The following is a 25592-nucleotide window of genomic DNA, read 5'->3' as shown; positions in this document are numbered from 1 at the left end:
GGCTAACCCCTCGGCACACACATTCATTCGTCGTGCGACTTCTGCAATAGGCTCATTGCGAAAAAACGCCATTCCAACAATAAGCCAAAGAACCATATCACTAGGCAAGCGACGTCGACGTATAGTCGCTTTATCGGAAAGTGCTGCCGCTTTAGCAATCCACTCATCAGGAATATGCTCAGAGAAGGTGGTTAGCTGAGCGACATCAATCGGACTTTCTTCAAGAAAGTCGGCAAAACAATTTTGGATAGACATAAAAAATCGAAGACCTATAAACAGGTCTCCGATTGTCTCTTATCAGAAAGATCGGTCAACCGCTCCTTATCTGATCTACATTGCCGTGAATACGGGGCTTTTGGTATTGGTTAGACATCGCTTGGCAAGCGTTAGGACTTGGTTAAGTCTTCAATGATCGGGCAGTGGCTGTTGCCATCGCCAGGGCATGAGGAGACCCACTGACTCAGTTGGTGTTCAATCTCTTGCAAGTGCTGAATTTTGAGTTTGATTTCGGTGAGCTTATCTTGAGTGCGCTGTTTCACTTCGCTGCTTTTACGGTTTGGATTATGCGCCAAATCCACCAAGTCGCGACATTCCGCCAGCGAAAACCCAGCGTTTTTGGCCCGTGAGACCAAGTTAAGCTCTTGCAGGTGTTGGTTTGAATATTCTCGATAGCCCGCATCGCTGCGCAGCGGCGCGGTAATGATGCCTTTTTCTTCGTATAAGCGAATCGATTTGGTGGATAGTCCAGTGATTTGCGAGATAGCGCCGATATTCATAAACACCTCCTTTGTATGCCAACTTTTGTCAGTGTACTCCTTCGCTGAACGATTCTCTAGATGCAGATAAACCGCACGCTTAGTGGTTATGCAGCGACTCGGGTTGATAGCTTTGCGTCCATGGAATCACCGCAGCTAAAGTTTTGGGCTTGGTAAAATAAAAGCCCTGCATGAAATCGCAGTTCATTTGCTTGAGCATTTTGATGGTTTCTTGGCTGGTGATACCTTCCGCCACCACGCTATAACCAAGCCCGTGGGCGAGGGTGATGGCGTTTTCCACGATCGCATAATCTTTGTGGCTGGATTCAATATTGCCGATAAAAGAGCGGTCAATTTTAATTTGATCAACCGGTAAATCACGCAATAAAGACAGGGATGAAAACCCAGTACCGAAGTCATCAAGGCTTATCTTAAATCCAAGGCGACGCAGCTTTTCAAACAACCTCTCTGGTTGGCGCAGGCGGTTAATCGCAACGCTTTCGGTGATCTCCAAAATCAAGCGCTGGTTGAGGCTTGGCTGCTGTTTAAGCAGCGAGGTCAATTGGTCAATCAGTTTCGAGCCTAAGAGATCTTTAGCGGATAGGTTAACGTGCACAGCAAGTTCGATGCCGTGCTTGGTAAAGTGGTGGATGTCCTTTGCGACTTGATCGAGTATCCAACTGGTGATTTTAGTAATTTGGTTACTTTGCTCTGCTACCGCGATAAAGTCGTCAGGCGCGATCATCTCACCGCTTTGGGTGCGACAGCGAATCAATGCTTCATAACCTTCCAAACTCAAGCTCTCACCATTAAAAATGGGCTGATAATAAAGTTCAAAGCCGCCATGGTTAATCGCATGATCCAACTGTTGGGAAATACGGACTTGCCTGGCTGCATCATGAGTCATTGAGTCATCAAATACCGAGAGTAACTGACCGGAGTGTTTGGCGTGATACATGGCCAAATCGGCATTGTTAAGCATTTCGTCAGGGCTGTCGCCATCAAAAGGAAAGCGGCTTAAACCGATAACGACGCTGGCTGAGATGCGATAACCTTCGATTTCAATCGGATTGGCAAGTTGATTATGAATTTGGGTGGCGAGCGCTGCAGACTTCAAATCATTACTGCCGGGAAGAAGTAGCACAAATTCATCGCCGCCGATACGGGCAAAACAATCTTGTGGTGTAACCAGTTGATTGATTCGTGACGTGATTTGTATCAGCAATTGGTCGCCGCAGTGATGTCCCATACCGTCGTTGACTTGCTTGAAGTTAACCACGTCAAACAACATCAGGTCGAACATCTGTTTCTCATTAATAAGAGCACCAATGGTTTCGACAAAATGTTTTCGATTTGGAATGCCAGTCAGCGTATCGTGGGTAGCGTTATAGCGCTCTGCATTCGCCAATTGCTGCAGCTGATTGATAGTTTTAAGGCTGTTAGTCACGACGACGTAAACAAAGATGCCGCCAAAGAACAGCACCATGCAAAGAATCAGGATTAGCGGGCCAAATTGGCTTTGGTGGAGCAGGGTGGTGAGAACCGCAGCATAACCGGTAATAAAACCGAGAATAAGGTAGCTGAGTATTTGCCAGCTTTTTGACTGAATTAACTGACAGATTTTTCTTGCGGGAATATAGCCAACGACTAAGAAAAATAGCCCGATACACACCAGTGAAAAGCAAATTATCGACAACCATACTCTCCTGTAGAGGAGTTTAATTAATCCACGCGCCGCAAAGATTAAGTTTCATAAAATTGATGTAAAGAGCACCAGTTTTATATTGATAGTTTGAAAAGTAAACAAATTATTTAATTCTGACATTAAAAAAAATTGAAATTTGAGTCAGATCAAGAAAAAAAACTACATTTAAGTTAAAAGATTAAAAGAAAATTGAATTATTCAAAAAATATTGAATAATGGAGTCTCCCCCACAGAAGTAGAATGCTTCGCAACATAATCTGAAACAGGATGAACAGTTCATGTCTAATTCATATGTATTGGTGATTAACTCAGGGAGTTCTTCTCTAAAATTCGCAGTTATCGACTCGAATTCTGGAGACGCGCTCGTTAGCGGGATCGGTGAGTGCTTTGGTCTGCCAGAAGCAGCGATTAGCTGGAAATACGACGGTGAAAAAACCGAAGAGTCGATTCCTGCCGGAGGTAATCATCATCAGTACGCATTCGAGCGAATCGTCAAACTGTTGGATGATCTAAACCTGACCGAAAAATTTGTTGCTATCGGTCACCGTGTGGTTGCGGGTGGTGAATCGTTTAAAGGGACGGTTCGTGTTGATGAAGCGGTTGTGGCTGAAATTGATCGCCTTGCTGAACTGGCACCACTGCACAACAAAGCAAACGCAGACGGTATGCGCGCAGCGATGGCGGTTTTCCCATCTTTGCCTCAATTCGCTATCTTCGATACGGCTTTCCACCAAACCATGCCTGCCAAAGCGTTTACCTACGCACTTCCTCACGAACTTTACGATGACTACAAAATCCGTCGCTACGGCGCACACGGCACTAGCCATTTCTTTGTAAGTCGTGAAGCGGCGAAAATGCTGGATAAACCTGCGGAGAAAACCAACCTTATCACTGTGCATTTAGGTAACGGTGCTTCTATCACAGCAGTGAAAGATGGTCAGAGTGTTGACACTTCAATGGGTCTCACTCCACTTGCGGGTTTGATGATGGGTACTCGTTGTGGTGATCTGGACCCAAGTGTGATTGAGTTCTTGATCCGTAAAGGTTGGGACTCAGAGAAAATCTTCGAAACGTTGAATAAGAAATCTGGTTTCTTAGGTGTGTCTGGCCTTACATCTGATGCTCGCGGCATCATGGATGCGGTTGATGCGGGTAATGAACGCGCTAAATTGGCATTTGAAGTCTTCACTTACCGCGTAGCCAAATACATCGGTTCTTACTTGGTTGCACTCGATAGCCTAGACGCCATCGTATTTACTGGTGGTATCGGTGAAAACTCACTACCGATTCGCTCAGAAATCTTAAACAACCTGAAAATTCTTGGTTTTGTTGAAGATGCAGAGGCAAACGCTGACGCTCGCTTTGGTAAGTCTGGTGTGATTGCGTATTCAGAATTGCTTGGCGCCCAAGCGATTGTGATTCCAACTAACGAAGAGTTGGTTATCGCACAAGATTGTGTCAACTTGCTTTAATTCTCTTATCGCAAACGCTTCATAACTTGAGCCCAAGTCATTTGACTTGGGCTTTTTATTGTCCTTTTATTCGAACTAGCCACTCTGACTTTTCTGTGTTTCGCAACGTCTCTTTTTTAACGCTTCACGTCCGCTTCATCTCTAGTCGCTAATTAACCCATTTCGCTTATAAATTAGACTCTTTTGCTACTTTTTAGGAATGTCGTTCGCATTAATTAAAATCGTAAATATTAACAGTGGGTCGTATTGTATATAACGCTTAACCAGGTCAGTCATAGCCCAATCGCTGATTATTGAGATAAATCATAATAACGATTGATACATCACGGTTGTGGTAAAAAAGTTGCAATATCGCCAGCGCTTAGTTAAGCCTCTGCTAATGTTTATTAATAACACAGGCTTAGGTTACGTCAGCGATTGTCTAGTAGAAGGAAAGTATCATGGGAAAGCGCAATCAGAGTATCATCGATGAAGAGGTGAAATTTTCTGAAGAGCTGGTATCTACCACGGATTTAAGAGGGGTAATTACTTACGCCAATGACGCCTTTTGTCGAGTTGCTGGGTATTCCTATGACGAATTGGTGGGGAAAAATCACAATCTTGTTCGTCATCCCGATATGCCCAAAGCGGCGTTCCACGATTTGTGGCAACACCTCAAGTTAGGCAACTCTTGGCGCGGCGCGGTAAAAAACCGTTGTAAAGATGGACGTTATTACTGGGTTGATGCGTTTGTCACGCCGATTTTTAGTCACGGCAGTGTGATTGGCTATCAGTCTGTACGTTCGCCCATCGACAGCCAAACCAAAGATCGCGCGATAAAAATGTACCAGTCGGTAAATAAAGGGAAATCTCTGGCGGGCAAATTGGACGCTTTTCAAGTGCGATTAGGAATATTCGCTGTGTTGGCCTCTGCGTTAATCTGGGCTGCAGTTGCGTTTTCGCCATGGACCTCGCTACTGATGATCATTTTGCCATTTGTCTGTTTTTACAGTGAATTGTTTGTCGCTCAGCAGTTTAATCAACAACTGAAAAAACAATATGACAGCGTTTCGCGTTTTATCTATTCGGGCAACCATCCCCATAGTATTGCGGATTACCATTTGAAAATGTCGATTGGCAAAATAAAAACCATTCTTGGCCGGGTTACTGACAGCTGCAATAAACTGCAAACGAGTGTCGCCAGTCTGCACAGCGCTGCCGAAGTGACCAAACACAGCGCCGATCAGCAAACCAGTGAATTGCAGCAAGTGTCTACAGCGGTCGAAGAGATGGTTACGACTATCGACGATGTTGCCAATAACACGGCAACCACGGCGCAAAAAGTGATGGAGGCTAACCGTGAATGCGAACATGCCAACGATCTAATGACCAAAACACGCAATGCCATTGATGAGTTGTCGGCGGAAATTGCCCGTTCTTCTGAATCCGCGAGTGAGCTCAATGTCGAAGCGGAGAAAATTGGTCACATTATGGAAGAGATCAAAGGCATCGCCGAACAGACCAACCTGTTGGCGCTTAACGCGGCGATAGAAGCGGCGCGCGCCGGAGAGCATGGCCGGGGTTTTGCTGTCGTTGCTGATGAAGTGCGAAATTTGTCGAGTCGAACCAACGGCGCGACCGAGCAGATACAAACCTCTATAAGCGGAATTCAGCAAACGTTACGTCAATGGTCCGATGTGATGGCAAAAGAAAAAGACACCGCTGATGGGTGTGTGGAGCAAGCGCGAGAATCGCAAACTGTGGTTGATGCCGTACGCGCTCTTATCACGGATATTTCCGATCTTTCGACTCAGATTTCAAGCGCCGCCGAGCAGCAAAGCTTGGTGTCCCATGAGATCAGTCGCAACATTGTTAACGTCAATGATTCCTCGTTGCAAAATGCCAAACAAGCCGATGTCGTGAGTGAGCAAAGTGAGAGTATTACCGATCGAGTGGACAGTTTGGTTGGCTTGAGTGCGACGTTCGGTATGAAGTGATTTACAATGTAAAATTATTTAATATTAGATAGTTAAATCCGACTAGTTGTAAAATTAGTCGGATTTTTTATCGCCAACGGTTAGGCCGCAGTTTGGAATTTGGTTTTTTCAACCAACTGATCAAGGCTGAGCGAGCTAAAGCAATCGGTAATAAAAGTTTTGCTTAGTAAACTCGAAAGATTAAGCGTTTCGGTGGCCTTTACCCGCAGTTTGAAATCATTTTCAATACGATGCGCCAATTGGTTTAGCTGGCGGCGTGTATTGAGTAGCGACAGTACCACAAATTCGTTGTCGTTAATTCGCGCAACAATATCCGCTTCACGGCAGGCACTTTTTAACACATCGCTTAACGTGGTATAGCACTGCTCGGCAATGTCACTGCCGTACGCGGCGCTGATTTCACTGACTCGGTCAATTTGAATATAAATCACACCAATCGCCAGTTGATAACGGGGCGCATCTTTGACTTTTTGCGCCCCAAGCATGGCAAATCCTTGCGGGTTAAGTAATTCGGTCAAATCGTCTGTTAGCAGCGAGCTGCGTTGTTCAATAAACTGTTTAAGGTCACTTGTCACTAAACGAGCAAAGTGCGGAGAAACGCCCGCCATCATGGGCGATGACGTCGCGCTGCTCAGTGTACACAACTGTGCAAACAGAGTGCCGTTTGGCCAGTATACCGGCGCGCAATCTAGGCTCTTGATCGGTGTGTGCTCAAAAGCGGCTTGGAACTCAGGCTGAAGAATCGCAATTTGTTGCGATTGAGCTTCGCTTGGGTAAGACCATTGTGCAAACAGAGACGACAGCCCAGTTTCAACCGATTCCCAATCACAAATAGGCTGCTGATTGTCATTTGCAATCAGCATCTTATATTCTCCTTGTTGTTTTACCATCAGCGCACATTGACAATTTGAGTCTGTTGATGCCAATGTGTTGAGCATTTCACGCCAAAGCGCGAGGGGTTTGCTGTTGTGTTCCAACTGCTGTAGCCATTGTGTTGTATTAAACATTTCCGTTACCTTTCGTTTTATATTTTATAGGCAGGTAATCCCTTGGTTAAATAGGGTGAACCTACACTTTCTATTTATTTGCCATTGCCTTAGACTGACCGCTTTCGATTTATCTAATGAGTGACACATGGACTTGCAAAACTACTTAACAAAGTTGAAATCATCGCCTCAAGACATTGAATTTGAGGAAACAATGAGCATTATCGAGCTGAGTTACAATTTTAAGCCGAGTGCATTTCTTAATGGTGAGACGAAAAACGAAGAAAACCAGAATAATGGTTCGTGCAAAATTTTTGCTTTTGGCTTATTGCATAAGCTAGATGTACAACAAACGTTGGCGTGTTTTGGTCGTTATTACCGAGAAGATGTATTAAACAATCCAGATGCGAATGACCATCAGAACATTCGCAGTTTTATGAAAACGGGTTGGCAGGGTATTCAGTTTGATCATTCGCCGCTAAGCGCCAAGTGATTGAAGTCTTTGATTCGATTTATCAATGCTTAAAGGAGGACATCAGTCCTCCTTTATTTTTTAATTAACTTGGTGAATTCTAAGCGTGATAGTTAGGTTTATATAGACACGCGTTAAGCAAGAGCTTGTTTCGAGAGGCAACTGCGACATAAACACAGATCTTGATTCTTCGCATCAAACGGTTCGCGTTCGTCAAGTTCAAAGCACCAGCAGTGATCTTTCCCTGCCGCAAGGTCACAATGAGCGCCGCCGCCGCAACTAGGGCAGGTGTGCGTTTGAGTGTTACCAACGAGCTCAGCCATGATTTGCTCGCGCTTTTGGTCGTCCATATTCTTCCAATCAATGATTTCACGGATGGTGCGCTGACATCCGCTACAGATACCGCTGTTATTTTTACAAGCTGCAATACAAGGTGTTTTCACCACGTTTCCCTTTTTTATTTTCAGCGCGCCACTATACGAAGATGTGTCAAATTATACAATTTGGGCTTGAAACTTAACGCTAGAGTGATTAATATCTAATGCAAATGAGAATTAATATCATAAAGTATGTTGCCATTAATTATTGCTGTCATTTTCATCGTTGCATTAGGTAAAAAGATCCACAGTTCGCCAATGCGAATGGGCATTTGGAGCGCAGTCACCATAGTTGCTGATCTCTTTAGCCACAGTGCGGCGGTGTGCGTATTGTTGGCGCTGTTTATCGGCGCGCCATTCATGTTGCATCTGAAGTCGTTTAACGCCAAACAGACGCTATTCAGTGTTTGTGTTGTGTTCGCCTGTACGGTGGCGATTTTTCATCTTCATCCGTTCTAATCTTGCAGTAATGTTTGCTTCTCAATGATAAAAAAAGGACATCTTATGATGTCCTTTTGAGTTTATTAGTGAATGATTACAGTGCGTTAGCACGTAGCATTTCATTGCCTTCAGCAAGTTCATCGGATTTGTGGGTGGCTTTGAAGTACACAAAACCAATCACAAACAACACCGCAAAAATTACTGCAATCAAGAAGTTGTAATACACCATCGCGACCAAAGCGAGAACCGCAAGACCAAGCGCAACCGCTGGTGCAATAGGGTAAAGTGGGGCACGGAACGGACGCTCCAAATTCGGTTCGGTGCGGCGCAGTTTAAACAGTGCCAGCATAGAAACGATGTACATCACGATGGCACCAAATACCGCCATTGTAACAATGTTTGCGGTTAATGGCTGACCGCCGATAACGATGAGGTTGTCAGAGAAAATCGCCGCAATACCCACAACACCGCCAGCGATGATTGCCCAGTGTGGAGTTTGGTAACGGCTATTGACCGCTGCCAATGATTTAGGCAAAAAGCCCGCACGTGCCAGAGCGAAAATTTGACGCGAGTAGCCCATGATGATGCCGTGGAATGAGGCGATCAAACCAAACAGACCGAGCCAAACCAGCATGTGTAACCAGCCGCTTGAATTACCCACGATCATTTTCATCGCTTGTGGTAGTGGGTCGTTGATGTTGGACAGTTCGCGCCAATCGCCAGCACCGCCTGCAAAGAACATCACGCCAACCGCAAGTACAACTAGAGTGAGAATGCCGGCGATAAACGCAACCGGAATGGTGCGTTTTGGATCTTTGGCTTCTTCAGCGGCCATTGAAGCACCTTCAATCGCCAAGAAGAACCAAATAGCGAATGGAATCGCCGCGAAAATGCCAGAAACCGCCGTCGCTGAGAATTCGTTGCTGCCAGCCCAACCATTGGCGGCGAAGTTTTCCATTGAAAAGCCTGGAGACACTACACCCATAAACACGACAAGTTCAAATATGGCAAGAATGGTCACAAAAAGTTCAAAGGTTGCCGCGACGCTCACGCCGATAAGGTTGAGTGCCATAAACACTAAGTAAGCCACAACTGCGACCATTTTCGGGTTTAAGTCGGGGAACTGAACGTTAAGGTAAGCGCCAATCGCCATTGCGATAGCCGGCGGTGCAAAGACAAATTCCACCAAGGTTGCAAACCCCGCCACATAGCCGCCAAGCGGGCCAAAGGCGCGATAGGCGTAGGCAAAAGGGCCGCCTGCATGGGGAATTGACGTCGACAATTCAGTAAAACTGAAAATAAACGCCGTATACATGGTGGCAATCAAAAAGGTGGTGATCAGGAATCCAAGTGTTCCTGCTTGCGCCCAACCATAGCTCCAACCAAAATATTCGCCTGAGATAACCAGCCCTACGGCGATACCCCAAAGGTGAAATTTCCCGAGGGTCCGTTTAAGACCCTTACTGTTTCCGTTTTCCATAGTACTTCTTCCTCTGTTAAAGTCCTTTGCTCATTATTGTTATATTGCTGCTCACTCTTTTTGAGTGGTCAGACAAAATTGTTGGGTTGACTCGTGAGCGAGTTCATTGTCTTCTGAACGATCTTTTAAGCCGACACCCGTCAGTTTCAGACGTCGTGATTCGCTGAGTAAGTAAAAGCATTTTTGCGCTGCGGCTTGATATTTGAGCCCTTGCGGGCGCACATTGGAAATGCAGTTACGCAGCGAATCTTCGGTGCCACGCACTGGATTCCAAGTCAGATATAAGCCCAAACTGTCAGGGGAACTCAGCCCCGGGCGCTCGCCCACTAAAACCAACACTTCTTTGGCGTTGATGGCTTCGCCGACATCGTCTCCAACCGCGACGCGGCCTTGCTCAACGACGCACAGCGGCGCTAGCGTCCACGGTGTATGGTCGTCAACAAATAAGCTCACTAGCGCATTAAGAAATGGTTTGGCGTGATGCGTGATGGCATAAGAAGAGAGTCCATCGACGATTACGATCGCCAGATCATAAGGCGTTAGAGATTGATCGCTATGCGCTTTGAGTGTGGCCATGGATTCATCATTCAAGCGGCGACCCAAATCTGGGCGCTGCAAATAGGTCATTCGATCGACTGCTTGGCTGTGCAAGCTAAAACCCGGTAAATAGGGTTTTAGCAAGGCGTCTTGCGCCAGTTCTGTTATCAGTTGCTCGGTGTCCAACGGCACGTGAACCGCATCGATCGCTTGGGCGTGAGAGAGCTGAAATTGCAGCAGTTCTTCGGTTGGAATGCTGGTACCAACGCGGCCAATGCCAATACGCGCATCGGTAAATTGTCGCAATTTACGCCACGGATCTTGATGGATTAACGGATCGACTTTGGTGATGCTCATATCGCCTCCGAAATCAGACCCAGTGGTTTGGTAAAGTGCGGCGAGAGGCGGTCATTAAGCAGAGATTGGCCATTGTGACCTGCGATTTGCATCTTTTGCAGCCAAGCTTCAAATTCTGGCGCCGCTTTATGTCCCAACACTTGGCGTGCATACAAAGCATCGTGAAAAGAGGTAGTTTGGTAGTTGAGCATGATGTCGTCAGAGCCTGGAATGCCCATGATGAAAGAGCATTCGGCAACACCAAGAAGGGTCAACAAATTGTCCATGTCGTTTTGGTCGGCGTAGGCGTGGTTGGTGTAACAAATGTCACAGCCCATCGGGAGCCCAAGGAGTTTGCCGCAAAAGTGGTCTTCAAGGCCAGCACGAGTAATTTGTTTACCATCAAACAAGTATTCCGGGCCAATAAAACCGACCACGGTGTTGACCAGCAAGGGTTTGAAACGCCGCGCTAACGCATAGGCACGGACTTCGCAGGTTTGTTGATCAACATCGTGATGGCCATTAGCAGACAGCGCGCTACCTTGACCGGTTTCAAAGTACATGACGTTGTTGCCCACGCTGCCGCGATTTAGGCTAAGAGCCGCGTCGTAGGCTTCACTGATGACATTTAAATTAATGCCAAACCCTTGGTTAGTGGCTTCGGTCCCGCCAATCGACTGAAACACCAAATCGACCGGCGCGCCTTTTTCTATTGCTTCTACCGTATTGGTGACATGGGTTAGCACACAAGATTGAGTTGGAATTTCATAGTGTTGAATCACCTCATCCATCAGTTTCATCAGCTTGATGGCTTGACTGACGTTGTCGGTTGCTGGGTTAATACCAATCACCGCATCGCCATTACCATACATTAGACCGTCGAAAATCGACGCCGCAATACCGTTGAGGTCATCGGTGGGGTGATTCGGCTGCAGGCGAGTAGAGAGCCGGCCAGGCAAGCCAATGGTGTTACGAAATGCAGTGATCACTTGGCATTTTTTGCCAACCAGTATCAGGTCTTGGTTACGCATGATTTTACTGACGGCGGCGGCCATCTCCGGGGTTATCCCCGGACTGACGCGCGCGAGCTCAACTGACGTTGTTGATTCTTGCAGTAACCAGTTACGAAAATCGCCAACTGTTAAGTGAGCAATTTCTGCGAATGCGATTTTATCGTGGCTGTCGATGATTAAGCGGGTGATCTCGTCTTTTTCATACGGGATTAACGCTTCGTTAAGAAACACTTTAAGGGGTAAATTTGCCAGCACCATCTGCGCAACCACGCGTTCTTCAGCGGATTGTGCACACACTCCGGCCAGCTGATCGCCAGAGCGAAGTGGAGATGCTTTCGCCATCACTTCCTTCAGTGAAGCAAATTGATACGTCTTGGTGCCGATTTGATAGCGATACTGCGCTGCCATACATTCCTCTTTAGTCGGTCTAATCCTTGCAATCTGCATAACTATTGAGGAGCGAATTTTGTTCCCGACGAATGACAAAAATGCGCAATGTTATTTTATTTATATATAACAAGTAGTTATGTTTGTAGATGCATCAAGATTGCACACGAAGGAAAGATGAGGATTTTGCATATGCATCATGAAGGAACTTCAAGTGCACTATCAAGGTGCAAAAGTTACAGCTATGATGTCAATCAGCAGGCATTGAGCCTAACCGCGTGGGAACAACACTACGATCAGCACAGTAAAGGGCATTTTTTCGGCTACTTAGATGAGATAAAAGTGCCGAAAATTCATCTCTTTGAAGAGTTTACTAATCGAACCTTGATTCAGCAGTGTTACGTTAATCCCAATGCGTTTTGGATTGGTTTTTCGCTTCAGCCGCAGCGTCCGAAAGTCGATGGGCTGACGGCGGATCGCTCGCAGATCATGCTGCGTCCGGCTCAGCAAGAATTTGAACTGCTGACTCCTGAATCGTTTCAAATTTTTGGTTTGGTGATCGATCAAGCCTTGTTGGAGGCGCGTTTTTCCGAGCAAGACTTTGCCACTTGGCAGGGGGCCAAAGTGCTTACCAGTGATGATTCCAGCGGTGCGTGCTGGAAACTCGCTGACCTCATTAGCCAAGTGTTAAAGCGTGATTCGATATTGGGACAGCGACTTGGTTGCCCAGAATATGCCCACCTTTTGCCGCTGTTAGAGAACAGTGTGCTAGACCGTTTAAGCGAGTTCTATTTGCAAACCGCCACACCCGTTGAAAATGCCTCAACTCGGCGCAGCGCGCTGAAACGAATTTTGCAGCATATTGAAAGTGATGGTCATTATCCGCAGAGCATCAGCGAGCTATGTAATATCGCTTGTGTCAGTCGCCGCACGTTGCAATACGTGTTTGAACAAGAGCTAGGTATTACGCCAATCACCTACCTTCGTGATTGCCGACTGAATCAGATTCGCCGCAGTTTGATCCATGGCGATGAAACCTTAGCGGTGTGCGATTTGGCGCTTAAACACGGTTTCTACCATATGGGCAGTTTTCATCACTATTACAAAGCGTTATTTGGTGAGACGCCGAATCAAACCAAACTCCGCGCTCAAGGCTATCGCCGTCAACTCGCGACCATGAGTTAAGCAAAATCGCCTCGACAGGGTGGAGAACCTGTCGAGGCGAGAGCTGAAACGATGCCGTTATTTTCTGTTACTTACGATTCTTCTCTTAATTGCTATTCAACCTCTGCTAAATAGTCCCCGTAGCCTTGGGCTTGCATCTGTTGTTTAGGCACAAAGCGCATTGCCGCCGAATTCATGCAATAGCGCAGACCGGTTGGTGCAGGGCCATCGTCAAATACATGACCTAAGTGAGAGTCGGCAAAACGGCTGCGTACTTCGGTGCGGGTATAAAAGAGACTGTTATCATCTTTAGTGACAATGTAACCTTTGTCGATCGGTTTGGTAAAACTTGGCCATCCGGTACCCGATTTGTATTTGTCTCTCGACGAGAACAGTGGCTCACCGGAAACAATATCAACATAGATTCCGGGCGCTTTGTTGTCCCAATAAGCATTGTTAAATGGGCGCTCGGTACCTTCATGTTGAGTCACGTCATATTGGAGGTCAGTCAACATGGCTTTGATTTTCTCATCACTGGGGCGCGAATAGGGTTTAAGTGCCATCACCGTTTTGCTGGCATCGATCAATTCGCGCAGAGTTTTAGGATGCTCATTACGCTCTTCGCCAAAAATGTCATCGAGATACTGGTCGCGACCTGATGCGTAGCGGTAATAGTGATAGCGCACTGGATTACGTTGGTAATAGTCTTGATGATAGTCTTCGGCAGGCCAGAATTTTTCAAATGCAATCAGCTCGGTTTTCAGCGGTTTCTTATAGATGCCAAGCTGCTCTATCTCGCTGATAAATTGCGCCGCGATGTGCTTTTGTTCGGCTGAATGGTAGAAAATTGCTGGGCGATATTGCGGGCCTCTGTCGACAAACGAACCTTGGTCATCGGTGGGATCGATATGGCGAAAGAATTGATCCAGCACTTGCTCATAGCTGACGACGTTTGGGTCAAAAGTGACATTAACACTTTCGATGTAGCCTGTTTTGCCTGAAGAAACCTGTTTGTAGGTTGGGTTTGGGGCTTTGCCGCCGGAATAGCCGGAAATGACATCCACTACACCGGGCAGTTTTTCCATATCGGATTCAGTACACCAAAAGCAACCGCCGGCAAGTGTTGCCGTTTGATAATCGGCGGCTTGAGCGTTAGTGGTCAGGCAAACTAGGCTGAGTAAGCTACTAAGCAGCCAGGTCGATAAAGTGATGGTCTTTTTCATGTCGCGCCTCTTGGTTGGAGTAGGACGTGCTGCGTAATCAGTACTTAACTTTGTACGCAGCCTTTAACCAATAGAACGAATAACCAGCAAAAAAATTACAACCAAGTGCGATGAAAAGGGTAATCAAGGTAGCAGCGCCAAGTACAAGCGCTGCCTAAACGGACGATTTAAACGTTAGGCGAGGCCAATAATATCGCCGTTTGCATCAATGTCGAGTTCCATAAACGCAGGTTTATCGGGCAGCCCGGGCATGGTCATGACATTGCCGCACAGGGCGTAAATAAATCCTGCTCCTGCGCACAATTTCAACTCTTGAATTGGTACGTCAAAGCCGGTAGGCGCGCCTTTAATCGCGCTGTCGGTGGTGATGGATAGCGGCGTTTTTGCCATGCACACCGCAAGATTTCCAAAGCCTTGTTCATTGAACAATTTGAGCTGCGCTTTAGCTGCATCGCTCAAGGTTATCGAAGCTGCGCCATAGCCAACTTCTGCAAGGGTTAGCAGTTTTTGCTCCAGCTTCATATTTGAGGTGTATAGCGGCGTAAATGGGTGCGCTGTTTGGCACTGTGTCACCACTTTTTGTGCCAGTTCGAGTGCGCCTTCTCCGCCTTTGGCAAATGCATCGCTGATGGCAACATCCACATCGTCGCCAAGTTCGCGCACCCACTGGGCAAGCTGTTGTAATTCTTGCTCGCTGTCTTGGGGAAAACGGTTGATCGCCACCACCGCAGGGACACCATATTTGCGCACATTGTTAATGTGCCATTTTAAGTTGGTGAAACCTTCGAGCAGCGCACGGTGATCGGGCTGGTAAAGCTGGTCTGGAATCGCTTGTCCAGGGCGTAAGTCATAGAGTCCAGAGTTGGCTTTTAAGCCGCGAAGCGTAGCGACCACAACGGCGCAATCAGGTGCTTTTCCTGATGCTTGCGCTTTGATATTACACGCTTTTTCAAAACCCATGTCAGAGCCAAAGCCACCTTCCGTGATGGTAAATTCAGCAAGTTTGGTGGCTAGGTTATCGGCGATAATTGAAGAGTTACCGTGGGCGATGTTGGCAAACGGGCCGGCGTGAATTAACGTTGGTACGCCTTCAAGGGTTTGCATCAATGTCGGTTCGATGGCGTCTTTCATCGTGACCGTCATGGCTCCGGCCACTTTGAAGTCTTGAGTCGTTAACGGGTTGCCATCTAAGTCATAGGCCAGCACGATCCGTCCGATGCGCTCGCGAAGGTCTGCAAGATTTGATGCCAAAGCTAAAATTGCCATCAATTCGGAGGCGGCAGATATATCAAAGCCGTCTTGGCGCTCAATACCATTGATGGTTTTGTTTGGCGCATTGCGCCCAACGGTCACCATTCGCAGTGCGCGGTCGTTATGATCCATCACTCGCTTCCACACCACACGCTCGATATCAATGCGTAAAGCCTTCATACCCGAGCGCGCTTCAAATGCGTCATAGCCTTCACGCTGCTCATGATAAATACGAGCATCGATAGCGGCGGAGGCGAGGTTGTGCGCAACGGTGACGGCGTGAATGTCGCCGGTGAGATGCAAATTCAGCTCTTCCATTGGCGCGACTTGAGAGTAACCGCCGCCCGCCGCGCCGCCTTTAACGCCAAACACTGGCCCCATGGAAGGCTGACGAATGCACGCCATCACAGAGCGCTCTAATTTAGCGAGACCCTGAGCCAAGCCGATGGTGGTAACGGTTTTACCTTCACCAAGCGGCGTGGGCGTAATGGCGGTTACGACCACCAATTTACCACTTTGATTGGCATTTAGCCGCGAGAGTGCATCAAGAGAGATTTTTGCTTTGTAGGCACCTTGAGATTGTACTTCGTCGCTGAGAAAACCCGCTCGGGTTGCGACATCATTAATTGGGACAAGCGGAGTTTGGCGGCAAATTTCAATATCCGTGTGCATAAAACCTCATCAATTTAGGCCGAGGGAAACGACCGTACAAATAACCAAAGTGGCTAGGAAAACGTTTGCCTCGGTATGATATAGAAAAAAACGTGTCAGAAAAGACCTGATCGAAAAATAAGAAAAGCCCTGCATCGGCAGGGCTTCGACTCGATAGGTGTTTAATACGATGGTGCCGGGGTTAGGACCAATCGTCTTCTTTAAACATTTTGCCTTCTGGGGCATAAGGGTCGTCATCAAACGGGTGCTCAGCTCGGCCTCTGAGCAATTCCAGTTGATTTTCCAGAATATTCACTGTGTCGTAATCGCCTTCGGAACACGCGATATAAATCTGTTGTTCTAAGGCCTCGATACTTTCTCTGATATTCATAACCCACCTCCTAGCGCAAGGGCACTTGGTTTAACGGATTTTACCTATTCTCAAACCTATTGTAGTCAAGCAAACCGAATTCGATAGGTTGATTTTTTTTATACCAGGCGTGAACTTTATCACTAAATGACCAAAAATTTTTCGAGCTGCGGCGAATCGCAAATTTATCCAATAACTTAACGTAATCCTCCTCACTTCGCAGGCTTTTTAGCCGTTGAACTAATTCTGGAATTTGCGATTCATCAAGCGCCAAATAGGCGGCCGGATAACTGCCCAATACACCACGCACTAAAGTTAAGTCATCGTGCTCAGGGTCGCGATTACTCTCTTCATCAAACAAGCTGGAAATATTGGTATGGGCGTTATCGTGAAGTAGGGTGAATAGTTGGTCATCGCCCTGCTGGCTGGTGATCATCAGCATCATGATTTGCGGCACACTCAATAATCCTTTGCCCTCAATATCATTAACTTGGCGCAGCAGAGCTTCGTTTTTGGGGCTAAAGCCAGTATCGACGATGTTGTAGCGATCGTTCAAAACGGGTGCGAGTTTGGCTTTTAAGATGCTAAACAGCTCTTGTTTGTAATCTGTGGTTTTATACGGTACGTGAGATGCTTGGTCGAACGGTTTGACGTTGTGCTGCATAAACTGGCTGAACTGGGGTGACTGATCTTTGTACCAACTGTCGTGCTCTTTATGGCGCACCGAACGCGGTAATAGGGTGAGAAAATTACTTTCCCCTTCAAGACGCAAAAAGTCCATAAACATGCGAGTAATCAGTTGATGACCAAAATTACCGTAAACGTCAAAACCCGCCACTAACAAATAGTGAATTCGCTCAAGCAGGGCGTAGTCGAGTACCCAAGCGGTTTTTGGCGGTTTACCAACCAAGCCTTGTGCAACCGATGCGCTATCAAAATGGCGCATCACGGTCAGTGCGGCGTTGGGATTAATTCCGTTACCAGTCCAGATGACATCAGTGGTTAAATGCGCACCGTCTTTGAACCATTTGTTGGTGAATTCTGATTTGGCTTCGAGGTACTTAGCTTGCTGAGCGGAAAATTTCACCCAGTTGTGTAGTGGCAGGGTGTTACTTTGCAGTTCGCCGGGGAGTTTTAAGTTCTCAGCTTGTGAGCGATAGAACTCGTTGACTTCGGGAATATCGGATTTATCTGGGTCGAGAAAAAAGACCCAGAAGCGGTCATTGATGACGTTAAGCGCCAGTTGCCCACGGCACACCGGGCCTTTGATGTACGCCATAATGGTGTTTTGCGCGTCATCGAGCATAAATTTAAAGCGCGATTTAACGGGCAGATCAATGAATGCGGTCATCGGGTTGGCGGCTACTTGCGGTTCATAGCTTGGTAGTGACTGAACAGAAAAGTCGGCATCTACAAACCATTTGTGCCAATGGGTCATACGCTCAAGATTAAGGGCGTAGGGCATATGGGTCTTGTCGACAATCGTCCCTTGCTCAGGAATGATGCGGTAGTAGACGCGCGCAACTTGCGGATCGCCATAAGGGCGGCGAGTAGCGATGCGTTCAACGGGCTCGCCCGGCGGCGTTTTTGAGCGCACCAGCACAAAAAAGCGTGGCGACTTTGAGTGTAAATCGGAAAAATACAGGTGTGAAAGAAACAGGTGTTCATAAATATATCGCGCGGAAAGCTGAGCCTTTAGCGAATCGCCATTTAAGAACCGCTCATACTCGTCTATTAAGGCTTGCTGCTGAGTGCTGACCGGAATATGCGCATTCATTTTGGCGCCATTCTCAAGCCACACCATAAGAGTATTGTATTCGTGCTTATCAAGGTTAGGCATGCCGTAAGGCATTCCCCAAGTAGGATTTTTCGCCTGATATTGATCATACTCTTCAATCGTTGGACAGATCTGTTCCCGATCAATCGAGAAATCAAAGCCTTCAAGTTGAGTTTGCTGTGGCAGCGGATGCTGCTCTTTTTGCATCAGCAAGCGTGCAACGAGGCCTGCTTGCAAATTGACCGGGCTAATTTGGTCACGTTCATTGAGTACCGGATGAAAGCCCAGTGCGCGCCATTCTTGGGTGGTTTGCGCATCTTCAAATAATCGAGTTGGAGTGGTTGCTGCAATGCGCGTGCCTTCATAGACTTTTTCTTTGCTGGCACCACGGTCAATACCTTCGACAGAGGAAAGTTTAAGCTGGCAAGGGGCATCGTAGCAGGCGTGACAAACGACGCAGCGATTGTCGATGATGGGTTTGACTTGCGATAGAAAGTAGCTCGCCTCTTTACTGGCAACTGGACTTTGCCGTGGGCGTACTTGTTGCTCACCAAAAAGTTGGTCGAAATTGAAACTGGTGTAGGCGGCACAGCCAGCAAAGACTACTACTAAACAAACTGTCACTATTTGACGAAATTTCATCGAGTTACCATGCGTAAAAGTGAGACATTTAAGTATACGTAAAATTTATGATTAATCTAAACTGCGCAATTAATGATAGAAATGTTATATATGCCATAGATATAGGTAGGAATTGATAAATTGGCGCTATTTTTACACTTTTGATCACAAATAGTCGATATAATACCAAGGTTTAACGCGCTCAACTCGTAAGGAATCCAGATGGAAGCGAAGCTAAAGACGACACTTCTAGCGACGGTGCTGATGTCGCCTTTTATAGAGGCCGAAGAATTAAATACTTATGACCAATGCTTACTCTCCGCAAGTAAAACCAACAGTGGAGAGCTGACTCTTGATGAAGTTCGAGACCGCTGTTTGTCAATCAGTGAATCTGATCCTGAAACCAAGGAGGATCCGCAACAAGACTTATTGAGTCAGCGTCGTGAGTCGGAAAAAAGTACTGCATTTCGCCCGTTTTTGATGACGGCGCATAAAATGAACTACATATTGCCAGTGACTTATACCGATAGCGTCAACCATGAAGCGTATGAAGATACCGGATGGTCGGATGCGCTCAAGCATGCAGAAGCGGAATTTCAGATTAGCTTTAAGGTGCCACTTAATTACAACGACTTAATGTTTGAAAATGACGGACTGTTTTTTGGTTTTACTATGCGATCCTATTGGCAAGTGTATGCTGGCTCAATTTCACGACCATTTCGCGAAACCAATTATCAGCCGGAAGTGTTTTATTTTACCCCGACTGAATGGACGCCTTTAGGAGGTAAAACGTGGTTGGGATTTGGTCTTGAACACGAATCGAACGGTCAGCGCCAAGATTTATCACGCAGTTGGAACCGCATCTATGGCACCTTAGGTTATGAGAAAAACCGTTTGGCACTGATGTTTAAGCCATGGTGGCGCTTTCCTGAAGAAGACAAAACCTACGCCGACGATCCAAGTGGCGATGATAATCCAGATATCGAAGACTACATGGGACATTACGAACTCGGCGCCGCCTACAAATGGGAGGAGTTCTCTTTAAGCTTCCTAGGGCGAGAAAACTTTAAAACCCATAAAGGCTACGCCGAATTAGGTCTGACGTTTCCTATTTGGGGTAAAGTGCGCGGTTTTGCCAAATACTCAACGGGTTATGGTGAGAACTTGATTGACTATAACCACAATCAGCAGCGTTTTGGTATCGGTATCGCAATTACGGATTTGCTCTAATGCATCGGACTTAGCGTTGAAATTTAGATAAAAAAGCGGAGTGTAAACTCCGCTTTTTTACATTTGACTAGATTAAACGTTAGGTACGATAACGGCTTAAAATTTCGCCCAAATTGATGGTCGCTTTAGAGAGGTTAGATACGCCAAGCGACGAACCTTGGGCAACTTCACGAATGGTATTGGATTGGCTACGAATGTCTGCCAGTTCGGCGGCAATATCATTGGCGACCGCACTTTGCTCTTCTGCAGAGGTTGCAATTTGAATACTCATGTCGTTGATGGCATTGGCTGAGCGCGAAATATGTTGAATGTCTTCGCCTAAGTCAGCAATTAACTCGCTACTGGTATGTGCTTGCTGCACCGTTTGCTCAGTAATCGAAGCAATGCTGGCACTTTCTGTTTGCAATTGACTGATCATGTCCTGAATCACGACAGTCGCTTCTTGAGTGCGACTTGCCAAAGTGCGAACTTCATCGGCCACCACCGCAAAGCCGCGCCCCTGTTCACCAGCACGCGCCGCTTCAATGGCTGCGTTAAGTGCCAATAGGTTAGTCTGCTCAGAAATGCCATTAATCGTGGTAATAACATCGCTGATTTGCGAGGTATTTTCGTTAAGGGTCGTCACTGAGCGAGAGGTCTGGCTGATAAATTTCGATAGTGTTTCGATTTCTGCAATCGCTTTGTTGACGCGCGCAGCACTCTCTTTTACTTGCTCGCTATCAGTTTGTGCTTGAGTGGTTGCTTGACTTGCTACATTAGCCACTTCGTGCGCTGCTGCAGTCATTTGTTCCATTGCGGTAGCAACCGAATCCAGTGACGCGTACTGGCTTTCAATTTGATTTTCGCTACGTTTGGTCTCTTGCTCAAACGATGCACTGGTTTCGTTCAACGTTGTGGTGTTGTCTTTAACTGACACCACCAAATCACTGAGCGTGTCCATCGCGTTATCCATTGCCACACCAATGGTGCCGAACTCATCGCGGCCAGCGTGAAAACCGAGACGCGAGGTTAAATCACCTTCAGCGATTTTCTTGGTGGTGGTGTAAAGCACCCAAAGCGCGCCACCAATAAATGTCGCTACCCAGTAACAAAACAAACCAAACGGTGCTATCCACAAATAGCTTAGTAACCAAGAATAGAGCGCCGATTGCTGCTGGCCTTCTATCTCTGTGCTTTTATCTTCGGTGAGACTATAACGCTTACCATCCGACGCGGTTTGTACGGCAGTGACGACACCTTGAGCCAAGCGAGACTGGGTTTCACGGGTTTGCGCAAAGCCTTTTAAGGTTAGGTTTTGGTAATTGGCGGTTGAGAGAATGCCGGAAAGTTTGGATTCAACAGAAGTGATGGCACTGCTTTCGATACGCTGAGTGGCATCAAAATAGCGTGCGCCAGAGATGCCACTAATGGCTGCGATAAACAGCAGCACGATAACCCACATTTTGTCGTTGATAGACATCTTGATGAATAATCTGTCTATCGTCCTGAAATCGACTTCTTTCATTGGTTACTCCAGTAACAATCGGTAAGTGAGCGGATAAAATGAAGTCTCTACTATGCGGCATAACACGCAAAATTATGAAAACTTTGTGGTAATTCGTGTTAATAACGAGATCTTGATCATTAATTCTCAAACAAGAGAAAACATCCACTTGCACTTTACAGAATTGTTACCCGAGCGCCGGTAGGTTTCCTGCCGCGACCAACAGCTGCACAATCACAATGATTCCACCAATAACACTAACGGTAACTAGCGCAAAACGGCCGCCTTTTACTTGGTAAAGATTCGCTTGTTGGTGGGTCGCGCGCGATTTTTTCACCATTGCAACTGGCAGAAAAATTGCCAGTACTACGAGTGCGATTGCTGCGTAACCCAAGGCAGTAATGAACCCTTGTGGGTAAAACAGCGCAAATACCATCGGTGGCAGGAAAGTGACGAGCGAGGCCAACCAGCGTTTTGGTTTACGCATGTGATTTTTCATACTGTCGCCAAGGAATTCAAATAAACCAAGGCTGACACCAAAAAAGGAGGTCAGTAGCGCGAGATCGGCGAACACACCAATAATATGACTAAGTTGACCGACGTGAACCTTGCTTGTCAACTGGCTAATCAGGGCGCTCAAACCTTGATTTTGCGCCATTTCTTGCTGACTCAGTACGCCTAACGTTACCAATTGCCAAAAGATGTAAATAATCAGTGGAATCGCTGAACCAATAACAATGGCTTTTTTCAGTGCGCGAGTATTGCCGTCGAGGTAATTGACAATCACTGGAATACTGCCGTGAAAACCAAACGAGGTAAAAATTACCGGCAGCGCGGCCACGATCAAGCCTTGCTGCATTGGCATGCTCAGCAGGTATGATTCGCTGATGTTCGGCGCGAGGAAAAACAGCACCGATACCATAGCGATCATTTTGGCGATAAACAGCACGCGATTGAGTTTATCTACTGCCGATGTGCCTATGGTGACCACAATCGCGACGATGGCGGTAAACAAGATAGTGGCAGACTTCGGAGTCAGTGTTAGATCAAAGAGTTGGTTTAGTCGCTCGCCAAATTGTGCTCCGCCACCGGCAATGTAGGCGGCGCAAAGCGCGTAAAATAGAAACAGCATTGCACTTGTGGCGAGCCATTTGCCTTTCTCTCCGAGAAATTGTTTGGCTAAGGTGTGTAATGTGGCGTTAGCCAGCGCATGTTGATGTAATTCAACCATCAAAAGCGCAGTAAAGGCCATCAAAGCCCACAAAACTAGCATAAGCAGTAGCGAAGTGGTGAAACCGATGCCAGCCGACGCCAGAGGTAGAGCCAACATACCGGCGCCAATGGTGGTGCCGGCAATAATCAAAGTACTTCCAAAAATCTTTGAATTTGTCATGTGTACACTTATATTTACAAGTTTGAGCTAGGTAATCTGTGTGTCGATGATCGAATTACTAGCTTGATTATCTTTAATGGATGCATTTTGTAGTATTTGTGCAGGTTAAACAAGCGATGTGTACAAATTATTATTCGTTTATGTAAAATTTTATGAACACTAAAAATATTTAATTCGAATGATTGAATGTGTTTTATTTGAGAGCAATATCAATTCACATTGAAATTTCGCTTTTTTGTCTGGTTAATCTGTCATATAACAAGATGAGAAAGGGACACAACGCATCCTTGAGCGCCTTGATTTAATCACGCTTGATGGGTGTCACGCGGTTTAGTAACGGAGGTCAGAATGAGCGACCAATATCAAAATGAAGAAAATTTGGAACTGTTAGATGCGATGGAAATTGGTATCGACTTGTCCAAATATCAAATCCCCCAAGACGATGTCATTGAAGACAGCTACTGATATTAATTCAGCCAACCTATTTCATCAGCCAGTGCAATTGCACTGGCTTTGTGTTTTTATGGCCTTAAATTAGGTTTGCTTTTCTTCGGGGTGAAGATGAATTTTTTGGCGCATTTACATATTGCACAGCACTGTCAGTCAAGCTTGCTGGGTAATTTGCTGGGGGATTTTGTTAAAGGCAATCCGCAAGGAAAATTTCCCCAAGCAGTCGTTGAGGGGATTCAGCTGCATCGTTTTGTGGATTCGTTTACCGATCATCACCCAACGCTTATGAACATTAAGCCGCTGTTTGATGGTCAAAGTCGCCGTTTTTGTGCCATTGCACTGGATATGTTTTGGGATCACTGTTTAGCTCACCGTTGGGATGAGTTTGACCGCGCGCCTTTAGCAGTTTTTTGTCACAGTGCAGAAAGGCAAGTAAAAGCAGAAATGACAACGCTTGATGAGCAGACCATTCCCCAGCGTTTTATTTCGGTCAGCGGACATATGTGGCAAGGGAAGTGGCTTGAGTCGTACGCTGAACTCGACAATATCGAGTTTGCGTTGATGCGAATGTCAACACGCTCAGCGCGGATGGCGAACCTAACATCTTGCTTTCCCGTGCTTGAAGCTCACTATGATCACTTGATTGATGTCTTTGATGATTTGTATTCGAGCGTTTTAGAGGCAGCGAAGCGCCAAGCAATCTGCTAGAATCGCGCCCAATTCCATTTTCCAATAAGTATTTGCTATGTCTCCATCGTTTGAAGCCCTCGGTCTTTGCTCTTCACTGTTAACCACACTGAAGCAGCTGCATTTTGATACGCCAACACAAGTGCAGCAACAAGCAATTCCTCTGGTGTTAGCTGGTGAGGATGTGCTCGCCGGGGCGCAAACCGGGACAGGTAAAACCGCTGCGTTTGGTTTACCAATGATCGACACCTTTCTTGGCTGCCATACTGCGCTTGAAGATAAGCAGGTACGCGGTTTAGTGTTGGTGCCAACGCGTGAGTTGGCAAAGCAGGTGTTTGATAACTTGTGTGCTTATGCGCAAAATACTGAGCTTAAAGTGGTGGTGGTTTACGGTGGCGTGAGTATGAAACTTCAAACCGAACAGCTTAAAGGTGGCGCAGATATTTTGGTCGCGACACCAGGACGCTTACTTGACCATTTGTTTAATAAGCACATTAGCCTTCACCAAACTCAAACATTCGTGCTGGATGAAGCCGACCGAATGCTGGATATGGGCTTTATGCCCGACATTCAACGGATCTTGAAGCGTCTGCCCAGTGAGCGTCAAACTTTGTTCTTTTCCGCCACCTTTGATCAGCGCATCAAAAATTTGGCTTACCGAATGCTTAATGCGCCGCAAGAAATTCAAATTAGCCCGCAAAACAGCACCGCAGAAACCGTCAAACAGATGGTTTATCCAGTCGATAAACATCGCAAAAGTGAGTTGCTGGCATTTCTAATTGGGTCTCGCAACTGGCAACAAGTGCTGGTATTTACCAAAACCAAACAGGGCAGTGATGCACTGGCAAAAGAGTTAAAGTTGGATGGTATCAAAGCGGCGTCTATCAATGGCGACAAAACCCAAGGCGCTCGTCAAAAGGCGCTAGAAGACTTCAAATCTGGCGCCATTCGCGCACTGATTGCAACCGATGTGGCTGCACGCGGCATCGATATTTCCCAGCTAGAACAAGTCGTAAATTACGATTTGCCGTTTAAGGCCGAAGATTATGTGCATCGTATCGGACGCACTGGACGTGCTGGGCAGCCGGGTAACGCAATTTCATTGATGAGCCGTGAAGAAGAGGGGCTACTTAGTGCCATCGAACGTTTGCTGGACACGCGTTTGCCTCAGGAATGGTTGGCAGGTTTTGAACCTGGCACTATGCCCAATGTTGAGTTAGAAAGTCATCGCCGTAAAAGTCGCTCATCCGAAAAGCGTAAGTTAAAAGCTCGGCTTGGGGTGCATAAAGGTCGCGGCAAAAAGCGCTAGTAACGCGTTGTTAGTAAATTAAATGTTCAGTAAAGCAAATGCCCAC

General features: G+C 46.6%; 21 protein-coding genes and 1 pseudogene. 8 read left to right on the top strand and 14 right to left on the bottom strand.

The annotated features are described in order from the left end of the window. The 3 genes from BLS03_RS07340 to BLS03_RS07330 form a co-directional block, all read right to left on the bottom strand. The coding region (locus tag BLS03_RS07340) for a transposase domain-containing protein (protein ID WP_176765542.1) at window positions 1-255 on the bottom strand (255 nt) is incomplete at its 3' end. A gap of 131 nt (window positions 256-386) precedes the next feature. Next, window positions 387-776: a Cu(I)-responsive transcriptional regulator gene (gene cueR, locus BLS03_RS07335; protein ID WP_093271615.1), complete on the bottom strand. Its 390-nt coding sequence runs from the start codon at window positions 774-776 to the stop codon at window positions 387-389. A gap of 79 nt (window positions 777-855) precedes the next feature. Further along, window positions 856-2451, bottom strand: coding sequence for a putative bifunctional diguanylate cyclase/phosphodiesterase (locus tag BLS03_RS07330; protein ID WP_245696610.1), 1596 nt, complete (start codon window positions 2449-2451; stop codon window positions 856-858). A gap of 287 nt (window positions 2452-2738) precedes the next feature. On the opposite strand from BLS03_RS07330, the gene BLS03_RS07325 reads away from it, so the two are divergent. Then, window positions 2739-3932 carry an acetate/propionate family kinase gene (locus tag BLS03_RS07325; RefSeq protein ID WP_093271612.1) on the top strand — a complete coding sequence of 398 codons (1194 nt, stop codon included), beginning with the start codon at window positions 2739-2741 and terminating at the stop codon, window positions 3930-3932. A 440-nt stretch (window positions 3933-4372) separates the two neighbouring features. Then, complete coding sequence (locus tag BLS03_RS07320; RefSeq protein ID WP_093271609.1) at window positions 4373-5908, top strand: methyl-accepting chemotaxis protein; 1536 nt, start codon at window positions 4373-4375, stop codon at window positions 5906-5908. Between the two features lie 80 nt (window positions 5909-5988). Here the strand turns inward: BLS03_RS07320 and BLS03_RS07315 are convergent, their stop codons facing one another. Next, a complete protein-coding gene (locus BLS03_RS07315) occupies window positions 5989-6915 on the bottom strand; it encodes a diguanylate cyclase domain-containing protein (RefSeq protein WP_093271607.1) in 927 nt (308 codons plus the stop codon). A gap of 127 nt (window positions 6916-7042) precedes the next feature. Here BLS03_RS07315 and BLS03_RS07310 point away from each other — a divergent pair, with 127 nt between their 5' ends. Then, window positions 7043-7387 (top strand): HopJ type III effector protein, encoded by a 345-nt coding sequence (locus BLS03_RS07310; protein ID WP_093271604.1) that lies wholly within the window; start codon window positions 7043-7045, stop codon window positions 7385-7387. Window positions 7388-7500: 113 nt separating this feature from the next. Here BLS03_RS07310 and BLS03_RS07305 read toward each other — a convergent pair whose 3' ends face one another. Further along, window positions 7501-7809, bottom strand: coding sequence for a cysteine-rich CWC family protein (locus BLS03_RS07305; RefSeq protein WP_093271602.1), 309 nt, complete (start codon window positions 7807-7809; stop codon window positions 7501-7503). A gap of 126 nt (window positions 7810-7935) precedes the next feature. On the opposite strand from BLS03_RS07305, the gene BLS03_RS07300 reads away from it, so the two are divergent. Then, window positions 7936-8202: a hypothetical protein gene (locus BLS03_RS07300; RefSeq protein ID WP_093271599.1), complete on the top strand. Its 267-nt coding sequence runs from the start codon at window positions 7936-7938 to the stop codon at window positions 8200-8202. 76 nt (window positions 8203-8278) lie between these two features. Here BLS03_RS07300 and eat read toward each other — a convergent pair whose 3' ends face one another. The 3 genes from eat to BLS03_RS07285 are packed head-to-tail and all read right to left on the bottom strand — an operon-like array spanning window position 8279 to window position 11958. Further along, window positions 8279-9664 carry an ethanolamine permease gene (eat, locus tag BLS03_RS07295; RefSeq protein WP_093271596.1) on the bottom strand — a complete coding sequence of 462 codons (1386 nt, stop codon included), beginning with the start codon at window positions 9662-9664 and terminating at the stop codon, window positions 8279-8281. Between the two features lie 51 nt (window positions 9665-9715). Next, window positions 9716-10558 carry an ethanolamine ammonia-lyase subunit EutC gene (gene eutC / locus BLS03_RS07290; protein WP_093271594.1) on the bottom strand — a complete coding sequence of 281 codons (843 nt, stop codon included), beginning with the start codon at window positions 10556-10558 and terminating at the stop codon, window positions 9716-9718. Further along, window positions 10555-11958: an ethanolamine ammonia-lyase subunit EutB gene (locus BLS03_RS07285; protein ID WP_093271591.1), complete on the bottom strand. Its 1404-nt coding sequence runs from the start codon at window positions 11956-11958 to the stop codon at window positions 10555-10557. The genes eutC and BLS03_RS07285 overlap by 4 nt, the downstream gene beginning before the upstream one ends. A 171-nt stretch (window positions 11959-12129) precedes the next feature. On the opposite strand from BLS03_RS07285, the gene BLS03_RS07280 reads away from it, so the two are divergent. Then, window positions 12130-13122, top strand: a complete 993-nt coding sequence (locus BLS03_RS07280) for a helix-turn-helix domain-containing protein (protein ID WP_245696609.1) — start codon at window positions 12130-12132, stop codon at window positions 13120-13122. Between the two features lie 92 nt (window positions 13123-13214). On the opposite strand, the pseudogene msrB reads toward BLS03_RS07280, so the two are convergent. The 4 genes and pseudogenes from msrB to BLS03_RS07260 form a co-directional block, all read right to left on the bottom strand. Further along, window positions 13215-14243 (bottom strand): annotated as a pseudogene (gene msrB / locus BLS03_RS07275) (peptide-methionine (R)-S-oxide reductase MsrB); the annotation flags it as partial. A gap of 255 nt (window positions 14244-14498) precedes the next feature. Continuing rightward, window positions 14499-16247 (bottom strand): formate--tetrahydrofolate ligase, encoded by a 1749-nt coding sequence (locus tag BLS03_RS07270; RefSeq protein WP_093271586.1) that lies wholly within the window; start codon window positions 16245-16247, stop codon window positions 14499-14501. Between the two features lie 181 nt (window positions 16248-16428). After that, a complete protein-coding gene (locus BLS03_RS07265; protein ID WP_093271583.1) occupies window positions 16429-16617 on the bottom strand; it encodes a hypothetical protein in 189 nt (62 codons plus the stop codon). A 40-nt stretch (window positions 16618-16657) separates the two neighbouring features. Beyond that, on the bottom strand, window positions 16658-19015 hold the full coding sequence (locus BLS03_RS07260; protein ID WP_093271580.1) for a fatty acid cis/trans isomerase: 2358 nt from the start codon (window positions 19013-19015) through the stop codon (window positions 16658-16660). Between the two features lie 201 nt (window positions 19016-19216). Here BLS03_RS07260 and BLS03_RS07255 point away from each other — a divergent pair, with 201 nt between their 5' ends. Next, window positions 19217-20224 carry a phospholipase A gene (locus BLS03_RS07255; protein WP_093271578.1) on the top strand — a complete coding sequence of 336 codons (1008 nt, stop codon included), beginning with the start codon at window positions 19217-19219 and terminating at the stop codon, window positions 20222-20224. A gap of 79 nt (window positions 20225-20303) precedes the next feature. Here BLS03_RS07255 and BLS03_RS07250 read toward each other — a convergent pair whose 3' ends face one another. Together BLS03_RS07250 and BLS03_RS07245 are read right to left on the bottom strand one after the other, a co-directional pair. Further along, window positions 20304-21728 carry a methyl-accepting chemotaxis protein gene (locus tag BLS03_RS07250; RefSeq protein ID WP_093271575.1) on the bottom strand — a complete coding sequence of 475 codons (1425 nt, stop codon included), beginning with the start codon at window positions 21726-21728 and terminating at the stop codon, window positions 20304-20306. Window positions 21729-21894: 166 nt separating this feature from the next. After that, window positions 21895-23100, bottom strand: coding sequence for an aromatic amino acid transport family protein (locus BLS03_RS07245; RefSeq protein WP_093271573.1), 1206 nt, complete (start codon window positions 23098-23100; stop codon window positions 21895-21897). Window positions 23101-23661: 561 nt separating this feature from the next. Here BLS03_RS07245 and BLS03_RS07240 point away from each other — a divergent pair. Together BLS03_RS07240 and BLS03_RS07235 are read left to right on the top strand one after the other, a co-directional pair. Continuing rightward, on the top strand, window positions 23662-24258 hold the full coding sequence (locus BLS03_RS07240) for an acyl carrier protein phosphodiesterase (RefSeq protein WP_093271570.1): 597 nt from the start codon (window positions 23662-23664) through the stop codon (window positions 24256-24258). 37 nt (window positions 24259-24295) lie between these two features. Next, window positions 24296-25546: a DEAD/DEAH box helicase gene (locus BLS03_RS07235; protein ID WP_093271567.1), complete on the top strand. Its 1251-nt coding sequence runs from the start codon at window positions 24296-24298 to the stop codon at window positions 25544-25546. The last annotated feature ends 46 nt before the right edge of the window (window positions 25547-25592 follow it).

Origin of the sequence: Vibrio xiamenensis (genome assembly GCF_900100015.1) — a bacterium.
In the GTDB taxonomy this organism is placed as follows: Bacteria; Pseudomonadota; Gammaproteobacteria; order Enterobacterales; family Vibrionaceae; genus Vibrio; species Vibrio xiamenensis.
Note: the sequence above shows the minus strand (reverse complement) of the source record. Positions and strands in the feature narration are given on the sequence as shown.